The organism is Hydrogenophaga sp. (genome assembly GCF_018780075.1).
Lineage (GTDB): Bacteria > Pseudomonadota > Gammaproteobacteria > Burkholderiales > Burkholderiaceae_C > Hydrogenophaga.
In genome coordinates this window covers 48,249-60,404 of record NZ_JADMKB010000132.1, presented here as the reverse complement: position 1 = coordinate 60,404, position 12,156 = coordinate 48,249, and the positions used below count along the sequence as shown (strand labels likewise).

Below are 12,156 nucleotides of genomic sequence, written 5' to 3'. Positions count from 1 at the left end.
CGACGAACATCACCAAACGTCGGAAGTTTGCGGGAATAGCTCAGTTGGTAGAGCGCAACCTTGCCAAGGTTGAGGTCGCGAGTTCGAGTCTCGTTTCCCGCTCCAGTTTCAAAAAAAGGGAAGCCCGGCTTCCCTTTTTTGTCGATGGCGGTGGAGAGGGGTTTCCCGATCCGGCGTTTTGGGCGCGATAGCAAATCGGTTATGCAACGGATTGCAAATCCGTCTAGCCCGGTTCGACTCCGGGTCGCGCCTCCAGTCACAACTGGTGTCAGGCAATGCGGGAATAGCTCAGTTGGTAGAGCGCAACCTTGCCAAGGTTGAGGTCGCGAGTTCGAGTCTCGTTTCCCGCTCCAATATCAAAAAAGGGAAGCAGTGCTTCCCTTTTTATTGTTCCATCGCCGGCGTGCCTTCGGCAGTCAAAGCTTCCTGGGCGCGTGCCTTGGCCGCAACCCTGGCCAAAGGTGTCCGAGTGAACCTGCGACAATCACCGGTGGCCTCGATGGTGAAATTGGTAGACACAGCGGACTTAAAATCCGCCGGCTTTAACAGGCCGTACCGGTTCGATTCCGGTTCGAGGCACCACACCTCTAGGCTTTTGCGGTTTTCGTCGCTACAGTGAGTTTCCATGACCCGATACAACGCGCCTTTTGAAATCCATGTGCATGGGGATGTGCCCCTGCGCGAGGATGTGGCCTACAGCCAGATTCAGGATGCGCTCAAGCCGCTCTGGCAGTACGCTGGCGCGCGTTCGCTGGCCGCCGCCGCCGAGAGCACCTACGAAGATGAGCCCGGCATCCGGTTCGATGCCGAGGCGCACCTGCTCCAGATGTGCTGGACAGTACCGGGTGACGAAGATTTCCGGCAGGTGATCGAAGAGGCCTGCATGGGGCTGAATGACATTGCGGCTTCAGGGGCTCCCCTGGAGGTGTCGTTCTACGACACGGAGTTCGACGAAGAGGATGGGGCGTCGGAAGAAGAGGCGCGTGACGACTTCATGATGTGTTTTGTCGGTCCGACGCCGGCGGCGATCATGCAGGCTCAGCGCGACCTGCTGGTGGAAGATGTCGTGCACGTCATGGAGCGGCACTTTGACGCCTCGGAGCTGGGCAGCGTGGTGGCTGCCATCGACGGGTTGTTCACGGAGCGCTTTGATGCGCTTGTGAGCTCCATGCAGCTTGGGAAACCACCCCGCGGGCATGGAGGATCGTCCGGTCATGGTGGTGGGCGCAAGCCCCGGCACCTCCATTGACGCCCAGGCTTCGTTTGTCCGAGGCGCGCCACCATCAGGGCGGGCGCGTTCCAGCAACCTCCGAATAGGATCCGGATGACGGTGTTTTCTACCGACGCCCTCAACCCAGGGGTTCGCAAGCGCGAGCTGTTGGGGTGGGCGATGTACGACTTCGCCAACTCGGGTTACACCACGGTCGTGCTCACGGCCGTTTTTGCGGCCTACTTCGTGGGTGCCGTGGCGGGTGGCGCTCCTTGGGCAACGTTTGCGTGGACGGCTGCGCTCAGTGCCTCGCACGCGATCGTCATGTTGAGCATGCCGGCCATCGGTGCGTGGGCCGACCGGCATGGCGCCAAGAAGCGCCTGCTGGTGCTCACGACCTTGGGTTGTGTGGTGAGCACGGCGGCGCTCTCACTGGTGGCGCCGGGCGGCGTGGCGCTGGCCATCGGGTTGGTCATCGTGTCCAACGTTTTCTTCTCTTGGGGCGAGTCGCTGATCGCCGCGTTTCTGCCTGAACTGGCTCGGCCCGATTCCATGGGCCGTGTCAGTGGCTGGGGCTGGAGTTTTGGTTACCTGGGGGGCATGTTGGCATTGGGCTTGAGCTTGGTGATCGTGCTGCAGTCTCAGGCCGCAGGAAAGACCGCTGAGCAATTTGTGCCGCTGACCATGCTGCTCACCGCGACGCTGTTCGCGGTGGCTTCCTTGTTCACATTCGGCTTGCTGCGAGAGCGCACGATCCCCAGCCAAAACCAGCCGGCGGGCAACCTGGGGTCTGCCTGGCGGCGTTTGCTCGGCACCTACCGACGTGCCAAGCACTACAAGGACTACATGTGGCTGTTGGCCTGCGCGGTGGCTTATCAGGGCGGGGTGGCGGTCACGATCGCTCTTGCGGCCATTTACGCTGAGCAGGTCATTGGCTTCGCGCAGCAGGAAACGATGGTGCTGATCTTTGTGCTGAACATCGCCGCTGCGCTGGGGGCCTTTGCGTTCGGTTACTGGCAGGATCGCATCGGTCACAAGCTGGCCCTGGGCATCACGCTGGTCGGGTGGATGGCGACCTGCGTCATTGCGGCGCTCACCACCACCAAAGGCGGTTTCTGGTACGCCGCCGTCATTGCCGGACTGTGCATGGGATCCAGCCAGTCGTCCGGGCGCGCCATGGCGGGGCTTTTCGCGCCGCCAGCTCAACTGGCCGAGTTCTATGGTCTCTGGACCTTCGCGACGCGCCTGGCCAGCATCATCGGACCTTTGACCTACGGCGCGATCACCTGGGCCACCGATGGCAATCAGCGACTGGCCATCGCATCCACCGCGGTGTTGTTTGCCGTGGGTCTGGTGTTGCTCCAGCCGGTGAACATGGCGCGTGGTCGCCGGGCCGCCTTGGCCACCGATTGAGCGGTACAGGGATCAGCAGGCCAGGTGTTGACCCGCAACGTCCAGACCCAGCCAGCGCCGCGCGGCGCGTGCCAGCGGTTCAGGGTCTCCCGTCGAGAGCAGCGTGACACCCGGGGCAACGACCGGCCGGGTTTCAAGGCGGGGCAAGGCTTCCAGCACCTGGCGCGTGCGTCGCGCCACGGGCGCACCGGTTTCCACCATCGTGACGTTCGGACCACAGAGCGCCTGCAAGATTTCTGAGGCGAAAGGGTAGTGGGTGCAACCCAGCACCAACGTGTCCATCGGGGCCAAGGTGCTTGTCTGGGAAAGCAGCGCTCCGATGTAGCGCTGACTCAGCGCTTGGATGGCGGGTTGGTCGTCCCGCTCGATGGCGTCGGCGAGGCCGTCGCATGCCTGGAGGCTGAAGTGCAGGGGCGTGAGGGCCTCGCTCTGGAGCCGATCGCGCAATCGGGCGACACGGGCGCTCTCCACGGTGCCCCGCGTCCCGATCACGCCCACATGGCCGGTGTGCGTGAGGGCCGCTGCCGGCTTGAGCGCCGGTTCCACCCCGACGATGGGCCAGCCCAGGTGTTGCTCGCGCAGGCCTTCAATGGCCAGTGCGGTGGCGGTGTTGCAGGCCACGACCAGTGCGTCGATGCCAAAGCTGTCGCGCAGGCGCCGGGTGATGCGGTGCGCGCGCTCGGCCACTTGCTCGGCACTGCGTTCGCCGTAAGGCGCGTGAGCGCCATCGGCGAGGTAGACAAAGTGCGCCCGCGGCATTTCGGCGAGCAGGGCCCGGAGCACGCTCAGGCCCCCGACCCCGCTGTCGAACACCCCGACGGTGTGGCTGCCCTGGTTCAAGCAGCGCCCACCGGAATGCCCTTGAACTCGCCGGAGGCGATGCGCTTGCTCCACTCGGCCGGGCCAGTGATGTGGGCGCTGGTGCCGCCGGCGTCCACCGCCACCGTGACCGGCATGTCGACCACGTCGAATTCGTAGATGGCTTCCATGCCCAGGTCGGCAAAGCCGACCACCTTCGCGGTCTTGATGGCCTTGGACACCAGGTAGGCGGCACCGCCCACGGCCATCAGGTAGGCCGACTGGTGTTTCTTGATGGCCTCGATGGCGACCGGACCGCGCTCGGCCTTGCCGACCATGGCGATCAGGCCGGTCTGGGCCAGCATCATCTCGGTGAAGCCGTCCATGCGGGTGGCGGTGGTGGGGCCGGCCGGGCCCACGGCCTCGCCCTTGACCGGATCGACCGGGCCGACGTAGTAAATGACGCGGTTGGTGAAGTCCACCGGCAGCTTCTCGCCCTTGGCCAGCATGTCCTGGATGCGCTTGTGCGCGGCATCGCGGCCGGTGAGCATCTTGCCGTTCAGCAGCAAGGTGTCGCCGGGCTTCCAGCTCGCCACCTCGGCGGCGGAGAGCGCATTGAGGTCGACCTTCTTGCTTTTCACATAGTCGGGCGTCCAGGCCACGTCGGGCCACAGGTCCAGGCTCGGCGGGTCGATGTAGACCGGGCCGCTGCCGTCGAGCACGAAGTGCGCGTGGCGGGTGGCGGCGCAGTTGGGGATCATCGCCACGGGCTTGCTGGCCGCGTGCGTGGGGTACATCTTGATCTTGACGTCGAGCACGGTGGTCAGACCACCCAAGCCCTGCGCACCGATGCCCAGCGCGTTGACCTTCTCGAACAGCTCCAGGCGCATTTCTTCGACCTTGCTGAGCTTCTCGCCTTTGGAGGCCTTGGCCTGCAGTTCGTACATGTCCAGGTCGTCCATCAGGCTTTCCTTGGCCATCAGCACGGCCTTTTCGGCGGTGCCGCCGATGCCGATGCCCAGCATGCCGGGCGGGCACCAGCCGGCGCCCATGGTGGGCACGGTCTTCAGCACCCAGTCGACCACGTTGTCGCCCGGGTTGAGCATGACCATCTTGGACTTGTTTTCGGAGCCACCGCCTTTGGCGGCCACGGTCACTTCCACCGTATTGCCGGGCACGATCTCGGTGAAGATCACGGCCGGCGTGTTGTCCTTGGTGTTCTTGCGGGCGAACTGCGGGTCGGCCACCACGCTGGCGCGCAGCGTGTTGTCGGGGTGGTTGTAGCCACGGCGCACGCCTTCGTTGATGGCGTCGTCCAGGCTGCCGGTGAAGCCTTCCCAGCGCACGTCCATGCCCACCTTCAGGAACACGTTGACGATGCCGGTGTCCTGGCAGATCGGGCGGTGGCCGGTGGCGCTCATCTTGCTGTTGGTCAGGATCTGCGCGATCGCGTCCTTGGCGGCGGCGCTTTGCTCGCGCTCGTAGGCGCGGGCCAGGTGGGCGATGTAGTCGGCCGGGTGGTAGTAGCTGATGTACTGCAGGGCGGCGGCGACGGATTCGATCAGGTCGTTCTGGCGGATGCTCGTGGTCATGGCGTGGGGCAATGGTGGGGACGTGGACAAGGCGTGCCGCGCTGGTGGCGCGGCGCAAGGTCTGCTACGGTGGGATCAGCCCGTTATTTTGACAGGCCCAGCCTTTCAACGGCTGACGACTGGAGGCCAAGCATGAACACCCGGACCGAATCCGACAGCATGGGGCCGATCGAGGTGCCCGCCGACCGCCTGTGGGGCGCGCAAACCCAGCGCTCGCTCGAACATTTCGACATCTCCGGCGAGCGCCTGCCGGTGGAGCTGATCCGCGCGCTGGCGCAGGTCAAGCGGGCCTGCGCGGTGGTGAACCCGTCGCTGGCGGGCCTGGATGCGGGCACGGCGCAGGCCATCGTGGCGGCGGCCGACGAGGTGATCGCTGGGCGGCACAGCGGCGAATTTCCGCTGGTGGTCTGGCAGACCGGTTCGGGCACCCAGAGCAACATGAACCTGAACGAGGTGCTGGCCAACCGCGCCAGCGAGTTGCTGGGCGGCACGAAGGGCGCAGACCGGCGGGTGCACCCGAACGACGACGTGAACCGCAGCCAGTCGTCCAACGACGTGTTCCCCACCGCCATGCAGCTGGCGGCGGTGGAGGGGCTGACGCAGCGCCTGCTGCCGGCCTTGGCGGGTTTGCGCGAGACCCTGGCCGCGAAGGCGGTGGCCTTTGACGACATCGTGAAGATCGGCCGCACCCACCTGCAGGACGCGACCCCCCTCACGCTGGGGCAGGAGATCTCGGGCTGGGTGGCGCAGCTGTCACATGCGGAGCGCCATGTGCGCGCCGCGCTGCCTCACCTGTGCGAGCTGGCGCTGGGCGGCACGGCCGTGGGTACCGGGCTCAACGCACCGCCGGGCTTTGCCGATCAGGTGGCGGCCGAGCTGGCCCGCCACACCGGGCTGCCGCTGGTGAGCGCGCCCAACAAGTTCGAAGCGCTCGCCAGTTGTGATGCGCTGGTGCATGCACACGGCGCCTTGAAAGGCCTGGCGGCCAGCCTGATGAAGATCGCCAACGACGTGCGCTGGCTGGCGAGTGGTCCGCGCAGCGGGCTGGGCGAACTGTCCATTCCAGAAAATGAACCCGGCTCGTCCATCATGCCGGGCAAGGTCAACCCGACGCAGTGCGAGGCGCTGACCATGTTGTGCTGTCAGGTGATGGGCAACGATGTGGCGATCAACATTGGCGGGGCCTCGGGCAACTTCGAACTCAACGTGTTCCGCCCGATGGTGGCGCACAACTTCCTGCAGAGCGTGCGCCTGCTGGCCGATGGCATGGCGAGCTTCAACGCGCACTGCGCGGTCGGCATCGAGCCCAACCGCGAACGCATCGCCGAGCTGCTGGAGCGGTCGTTGATGCTGGTGACCGCGCTGAACCCGCACATCGGCTACGACCGGGCGGCACAGATCGCAAAGAAGGCGCACCGTGAGGGTTTGACTCTGCGCGAGGCCGCTTTGGCGCTGGGGCACGTCTCGGCGGAGGACTTTGACCGCTGGGTGGTGCCACAGCGGATGGTCGGCCGCTGAGCTTGATCAGGCACCAGAACAAAAAAGCGGCCACGAGGGCCGCTTCCGGGAATCCGTTGCTGGGGGTTCAGTGGTCGCTGCCAACGGGTTTGCTCATCAGTCGATCGGTCACCGCGATGGCCATGGCGCTGAGCAGGAACACCACATGGATGATGGTCTGCCACATCAGCACCTTTTCGTCGTAGTTGGCGGCGTTGATGAAGGTCTTGAGCAGGTGGATCGACGAGATGCCGATGATGGCGGTGGCCAGTTTGACCTTCAGCACCGACGCGTTCACATGGCTGAGCCACTCGGGCTGGTCGGGGTGGCTTTCCAGGTTCATGCGGCTCACGAAGGTTTCGTAGCCACCCACGATCACCATGATCAGCAGGTTGGAGATCATCACCACATCGATCAGCGCCAGCACCACCAGCATGATGATGGTCTCGTTGAGCGAGGTGACCTCGAAGGATTCCTTGTAGCCAATGCTCTTGACCAGGGCGGCAAGGGCATCCTTGTTGCCGAATGCGGCCTCGATCAGATGGACCAGTTCCACCCAGAAATGGAACACATAGATGCCCTGCGCCAAGATCAGGCCCAGGTACAGCGGCAACTGCAGCCAGCGGCTGGCGAAAATCAGGTTGGGCAGAGCCTGCAGGTTGCTGTTGGTTTTGGGTGGGTGGCTCATCGAATGGCTGTCAAGAATGGAGGGCCGCTGGCGCGGGAAAGCTTGAGCGCGATTGTAGGTCTCCCTCACAATGTCGCTGCGCGCGCGCGATGTCCCCGCTGGGGGGCTCTTGCACCAGTAAGCGGCTCGTAAGAGCCTTTGCGCACATTCGCCAGGTTCACTGTCATCACACCCCCAAGAGGAGACTTGCCCATGTCAACGCCGTCGTCGTCCATTGAATCGACCCTGGTTGAAAACCGTGTTTTTGAACCCAGCGAAGCCTTCCGCAAAGAGGCTTGCATTTCCGGCATGGACGCGTACAACGCGCTGTGCGCCGAGGCCGAGAACGACTTCGAAGGCTTCTGGGCCAAGCGTGCCCGTGAAACCCTGACCTGGAGCAAGCCGTTCACCAAGGTGCTCGACGAGTCCAACAAGCCTTTCTACAAGTGGTTCGAAGATGGCGAGCTGAACGCCTCGTACAACTGCCTGGATCGCCACATGGGCACGCCGGTCGAGAACAAGACCGCCATCATTTTCGAGGCCGACGGTGGTGAGGTGACCAAGGTCACTTACAAGGAACTGCTGGCCAAGGTGTCGCAATTTGCGAATGCTTTGAAGGCCCGCGGTGTGAAGAAGGGCGACCGCGTCGTCATCTACATGCCCATGACCATTGAAGGCGTGGTGGCCATGCAGGCCTGCGCCCGCATCGGCGCCACCCACAGCGTGGTGTTCGGTGGTTTCTCGGCCAAGGCGCTGCAGGAACGCATCCAGAACGCCAGCGCCGTGGCGGTCATCACCGCCAACTACCAGTTGCGCGGTGGCAAGGAACTGCCACTGAAGGCCATCGTGGACGAAGGCATCGCCATGGGTGGATGCGAGTGCGTGAAGGACGTGATCGTGTTCCAGCGCACGCCCACCGCCGTCAACATGGTGGCAGGCCGCGACAGCTTCATGCACGAGGTGATGGCCGCCGCCTCCACCGATTGCCCCGCCGAGATGGTGAGCGCCGAGCACCCGCTGTTTGTGCTCTACACGTCCGGTTCTACCGGCACCCCGAAGGGCGTGCAGCACAGCACCGGTGGCTACCTGCTGTGGGCCAACCTCACGATGAACTGGACCTTCGACCTGAAGCCCAGCGATGTGTTCTGGTGCACCGCCGACATCGGCTGGATCACGGGCCATACCTACGTGGCCTACGGCCCACTGGCCGCTGGTGCCACTCAGATCGTGTTTGAAGGCGTGCCCACCTACCCGAACGCCGGTCGTTTCTGGCAGATGATCGAGAAACACAAGTGCACGATTTTCTACACGGCTCCCACGGCGATCCGCTCGCTGATCAAGGCCGCCGAAGGCGATGAAAAGGTGCACCCGGCGCGCTCGGACCTGAGCAGCCTGCGCCTGCTCGGTTCGGTGGGTGAGCCCATCAACCCCGAAGCCTGGATGTGGTACTACAAGCACGTGGGTGGCGAGCGTTGCCCCATCGTGGACACCTTCTGGCAGACCGAGACCGGTGGTCACATGATCACCCCGCTGCCAGGAGCCACGCCGCTGGTGCCAGGCTCCTGCACGCTGCCGTTGCCGGGCATCACCACCGCCATCGTCGATGAAACCGGCAACGATGTGCCCAACGGTGCGGGCGGCATCCTGGTCGTCAAGAAACCCTGGCCGTCGATGATCCGCACCATCTGGGGCGACCCCGAGCGTTTCAAGAAGAGCTACTTCCCTGACGAACTCAAAGGCTACTACCTGGCCGGAGACGGCGCGGTGCGCAGTGTGGATCGTGGCTACTTCCGCATCACGGGCCGCATCGACGACGTGCTGAACGTGTCGGGGCACCGCATGGGCACGATGGAGATCGAATCGGCGCTGGTGGGCAAGACCGATCTGGTGGCTGAAGCCGCCGTGGTGGGGCGCCCTGATGACCTGACCGGTGAAGCCATCGTGGCCTTCGTGGTGCTCAAGCGCTCGCGCCCCACGGGTGACGAAGCCAAGGCGATTGCCAAGGTGCTGCGCGACTGGGTGGGCAAGGAGATCGGCCCGATCGCCAAGCCCAAGGACATCCGCTTCGGTGACAACTTGCCCAAGACCCGCTCGGGCAAGATCATGCGCCGCCTGCTGCGCTCGATCGCCAAGGGCGAAGCGATCACGCAGGACACCTCCACCCTGGAGAACCCGGCCATCCTCGATCAATTGTCTGAAAACAACTGATTGTGCTGACCCCGTGCCTGGCATCGAAAGACGCCAGGCAACAAAAAACCCCGCTGGACTCCAGCGGGGTTTTTCTTTAGAGCGCGAACCGTGATTACTTCAGGCTCAGCACCCAGGCCGCCAGCTTCTTGGCATCGGCGTCATTGACCTGCGCATTGGCGGGCATGGGGATCGCACCCCAGACACCCACGCCACCCTTCATGATCTTCGCGGCCAGCATGTCGGCGGCTTTGGCATCGCCAGCGTATTTCTTGGCGACGTCCTTGTAGGCAGGGCCCACCAGCTTTTTGTCTGTGGCGTGGCAAGCCATGCAGTTCTTGGCAGTGGCCAGGGCTTGGTCCGCCATGGCGGGGGCGGAAATGGCGGCCATCGCAGCCATAATCATCAAAGCACGTTTCATGGTGTTGTCCTCGTGGGGGTGTCGTGAGCATCTCACAGGACGCGATTTTAGCGAGTTGGCCGAGACGTCCCTCGGTGTTTACAGGAACTTGCCAAGCTTTATCGGACCTTTACCGGAGACTGTGATGTATTTGCTGATTCTGGGCATTGCCCTGATGGTGTTGAAGTACCTGGAGATCGGATTCGTTGCCGGGCTTTCGTGGTTGTGGGTGCTGTCGCCGTTTGCGTTGGCGGTGGTCTGGTGGGCCTGGGCCGATGCCACGGGCTACACCAAACGCAAGGAAATGGAAAAGATGGACCAGAAAAAACAGGAGCGTATCGACAAGCAGCGCGCCGCCCTGGGGATCCGGACCAAGCGCCGCTGATCCGCCACCCGTCTGTAGCCCTTGCGCCCCGTGGGGCTGCGGGCTCTGACTCCCGTTGGGGTGCGGGATAATCGATTCTCTGTTTTCTGACCTCACACCCACCCACACACCATGCCTGTTTACCGTTCCAAGACCTCCACCGCCGGCCGCAACATGGCCGGCGCCCGCTCGCTGTGGCGCGCCACCGGCATGAAGGACGGCGATTTCAGCAAACCCATCATTGCCATCGCCAACAGCTTCACCCAGTTCGTGCCCGGTCACGTGCACCTGAAAGACCTGGGCCAACTGGTGGCACGCGAGATCGAGGCCTCGGGCGGTGTGGCCAAGGAGTTCAACACCATCGCGGTGGACGACGGCATCGCCATGGGACATGACGGCATGCTGTATTCACTGCCCAGCCGCGACCTGATCGCCGACTCGGTGGAGTACATGGTCAACGCCCATTGCGCCGACGCGCTGGTGTGCATCTCCAACTGCGACAAGATCACCCCCGGCATGCTGATGGCCGCGATGCGGCTGAACATCCCGGTGGTGTTCGTGTCGGGCGGTCCGATGGAGGCCGGCAAAGTGCGACTGGCCAACCCGCAAACCCATGTGATGGAGTTCAAGAAGCTCGACCTGGTGGACGCGATGGTGATGGCCGTGGATGACAAAGTGAGCGATGCCGATCTCGCCGAGGTCGAGCGTTCGGCCTGCCCGACCTGCGGTTCTTGTTCGGGCATGTTCACCGCCAACTCGATGAACTGCCTGACCGAGGCGTTGGGCCTCTCCCTGCCCGGCAACGGCACGGTGGTGGCCACGCACGCCGACCGCGAGCAGCTCTTCAAGCGCGCCGGCCGCCTTGCGGTTGAGCTGTGTCAGCGCTATTACGAGCAGGACGACGAATCGGTGCTGCCGCGTTCGATGGGTGTCAAGGCGTTTGAGAACGCGATCACGCTCGACATCGCCATGGGCGGCTCGACGAACACCATCCTGCACATTTTGGCGATCGCTCAGGAAGCGGAGATCGACTTCACCATGGCCGACATCGACCGCCTCTCGCGCGTCGTGCCGCAGCTGTGCAAGGTGGCGCCCAACACCAACAAGTACCACATCGAAGACGTGCACCGCGCGGGCGGCATCATGGCCATCCTCGGGGAGCTGGACCGTGCTGGCAAGCTGCACACCGACGTGCCCACCATTCACGCGAAGACGATGAAGGACGCCCTGGACGCGTGGGACATCGCCCGCAACCCGTCCGAAGAGGTCAAGACCTTCTACATGGCCGGCCCGGCCGGCATCCCGACGCAGGTCGCTTTCAGCCAGGCCACGCGCTGGCCCAGTCTGGACGTGGACCGTGCCGAGGGCTGCATCCGTTCGGGCGAGCACGCCTTCTCGCAAGAGGGTGGCCTGGCGGTGCTGCACGGCAACATCGCGGTGGACGGTTGCGTGGTGAAAACCGCGGGTGTGGACGAATCGATCCTGGTGTTCGAGGGCTCGGCCTTCGTGACCGAATCGCAAGATGAGGCGGTGGCACAGATCCTGGCCGACAACGTGAAGGCCGGGGACGTGGTCATCGTGCGCTACGAAGGCCCCAAGGGTGGCCCGGGCATGCAGGAGATGCTCTACCCGACCAGCTACATCAAGTCCAAGGGTCTGGGCAAAGCCTGCGCGCTGCTGACCGACGGCCGCTTCTCCGGCGGCACCTCCGGCCTGTCTATCGGTCACTGCTCGCCCGAAGCGGCGGCGGGTGGTGCGATCGGTCTGGTGCGGCACGGCGACAGGATCCGCATCGACATCCCCAACCGCAGCATCAACCTGCTGGTGAGCGACGAAGAGCTGGCGAAACGCCGCGCCGAGCAGGACGCCAAGGGCTGGAAGCCCGTGTTGCCGCGCCCGCGCAAGGTGTCGACGGCGCTCAAAGCCTATGCCTTGCTGGCCACCTCGGCCGACAAGGGTGCGGTGCGCGACCTGTCGCTGCTGGGCGACTGAAGCCCCACTGGCCCGGCCACCAGGCAGCCCCTTCGG

Annotated in this window: 10 protein-coding genes and 4 tRNA genes; 10 read left to right on the top strand and 4 right to left on the bottom strand. The window is 64.1% G+C overall.

The features are described from left to right. Positions 1 to 29: 29 nt before the first annotated feature. The 6 genes from IV088_RS21320 to IV088_RS21295 all read left to right on the top strand — a co-directional run bounded on the left by IV088_RS21320 (position 30) and on the right by IV088_RS21295 (position 2,623). Positions 30 to 105: transfer RNA gene (locus tag IV088_RS21320), tRNA-Gly, on the top strand. A 76-nt stretch (positions 106 to 181) separates the two neighbouring features. After that, positions 182 to 255: transfer RNA gene (locus IV088_RS21315), tRNA-Cys, on the top strand. A gap of 22 nt (positions 256 to 277) precedes the next feature. After that, positions 278 to 353: transfer RNA gene (locus IV088_RS21310), tRNA-Gly, on the top strand. Positions 354 to 493: 140 nt separating this feature from the next. Beyond that, positions 494 to 582 (top strand) — tRNA-Leu (locus IV088_RS21305). Between the two features lie 43 nt (positions 583 to 625). Next, the gene (locus IV088_RS21300) at positions 626 to 1,249 is read left to right on the top strand and encodes a DUF6806 family protein (protein ID WP_291105970.1); all 624 of its coding nucleotides are present in this window, start codon (positions 626 to 628) and stop codon (positions 1,247 to 1,249) included. Positions 1,250 to 1,324: 75 nt separating this feature from the next. Continuing rightward, positions 1,325 to 2,623 (top strand): MFS transporter, encoded by a 1,299-nt coding sequence (locus IV088_RS21295; protein WP_291105969.1) that lies wholly within the window; start codon positions 1,325 to 1,327, stop codon positions 2,621 to 2,623. Between the two features lie 12 nt (positions 2,624 to 2,635). Here IV088_RS21295 and murI read toward each other — a convergent pair whose 3' ends face one another. After that, the gene (gene murI / locus IV088_RS21290; protein ID WP_291105967.1) at positions 2,636 to 3,463 is read right to left on the bottom strand and encodes a glutamate racemase; all 828 of its coding nucleotides are present in this window, start codon (positions 3,461 to 3,463) and stop codon (positions 2,636 to 2,638) included. Further along, on the bottom strand, positions 3,460 to 5,013 hold the full coding sequence (locus tag IV088_RS21285; protein ID WP_291105966.1) for a fumarate hydratase: 1,554 nt from the start codon (positions 5,011 to 5,013) through the stop codon (positions 3,460 to 3,462). Before IV088_RS21285 ends, murI begins: the two co-directional genes overlap by 4 nt. A 132-nt stretch (positions 5,014 to 5,145) precedes the next feature. On the opposite strand from IV088_RS21285, the gene fumC reads away from it, so the two are divergent. Continuing rightward, a complete protein-coding gene (gene fumC / locus IV088_RS21280; RefSeq protein ID WP_291105965.1) occupies positions 5,146 to 6,531 on the top strand; it encodes a class II fumarate hydratase in 1,386 nt (461 codons plus the stop codon). A 67-nt stretch (positions 6,532 to 6,598) separates the two neighbouring features. Here fumC and IV088_RS21275 read toward each other — a convergent pair whose 3' ends face one another. Beyond that, a complete protein-coding gene (locus IV088_RS21275) occupies positions 6,599 to 7,198 on the bottom strand; it encodes a TIGR00645 family protein (protein WP_291105964.1) in 600 nt (199 codons plus the stop codon). A gap of 192 nt (positions 7,199 to 7,390) precedes the next feature. Between IV088_RS21275 and acs the strand changes: the two genes are divergently transcribed. Then, entirely contained in the window at positions 7,391 to 9,385 is a 1,995-nt protein-coding gene (gene acs, locus IV088_RS21270) for an acetate--CoA ligase (RefSeq protein WP_291105963.1), read from the top strand. Between the two features lie 94 nt (positions 9,386 to 9,479). Here acs and IV088_RS21265 read toward each other — a convergent pair whose 3' ends face one another. Further along, positions 9,480 to 9,785 carry a c-type cytochrome gene (locus IV088_RS21265; protein ID WP_077331376.1) on the bottom strand — a complete coding sequence of 102 codons (306 nt, stop codon included), beginning with the start codon at positions 9,783 to 9,785 and terminating at the stop codon, positions 9,480 to 9,482. Between the two features lie 124 nt (positions 9,786 to 9,909). Between IV088_RS21265 and IV088_RS21260 the strand changes: the two genes are divergently transcribed. Together IV088_RS21260 and ilvD are read left to right on the top strand one after the other, a co-directional pair. Continuing rightward, positions 9,910 to 10,149 (top strand): TIGR04438 family Trp-rich protein, encoded by a 240-nt coding sequence (locus IV088_RS21260; protein WP_291105960.1) that lies wholly within the window; start codon positions 9,910 to 9,912, stop codon positions 10,147 to 10,149. 111 nt (positions 10,150 to 10,260) lie between these two features. Then, entirely contained in the window at positions 10,261 to 12,120 is a 1,860-nt protein-coding gene (gene ilvD, locus IV088_RS21255) for a dihydroxy-acid dehydratase (protein ID WP_291105959.1), read from the top strand. The last annotated feature ends 36 nt before the right edge of the window (positions 12,121 to 12,156 follow it).

Bases quoted from the DNA above. Each gene is read 5' to 3' on its own strand.
- IV088_RS21300 (WP_291105970.1), top strand. From the start codon at position 626: ATGACCCGATACAACGCGCCTTTTGAAATCCATGTGCATGGGGATGTG.
- acs (WP_291105963.1), top strand. From the start codon at position 7,391: ATGTCAACGCCGTCGTCGTCCATTGAATCGACCCTGGTTGAAAACCGT.
- IV088_RS21265 (WP_077331376.1), bottom strand. From the start codon at position 9,785: ATGAAACGTGCTTTGATGATTATGGCTGCGATGGCCGCCATTTCCGCC.
- fumC (WP_291105965.1), top strand. From the start codon at position 5,146: ATGAACACCCGGACCGAATCCGACAGCATGGGGCCGATCGAGGTGCCC.
- IV088_RS21275 (WP_291105964.1), bottom strand. From the start codon at position 7,198: ATGAGCCACCCACCCAAAACCAACAGCAACCTGCAGGCTCTGCCCAAC.
- ilvD (WP_291105959.1), top strand. From the start codon at position 10,261: ATGCCTGTTTACCGTTCCAAGACCTCCACCGCCGGCCGCAACATGGCC.
- IV088_RS21295 (WP_291105969.1), top strand. From the start codon at position 1,325: ATGACGGTGTTTTCTACCGACGCCCTCAACCCAGGGGTTCGCAAGCGC.
- IV088_RS21285 (WP_291105966.1), bottom strand. From the start codon at position 5,013: ATGACCACGAGCATCCGCCAGAACGACCTGATCGAATCCGTCGCCGCC.
- IV088_RS21260 (WP_291105960.1), top strand. From the start codon at position 9,910: ATGTATTTGCTGATTCTGGGCATTGCCCTGATGGTGTTGAAGTACCTG.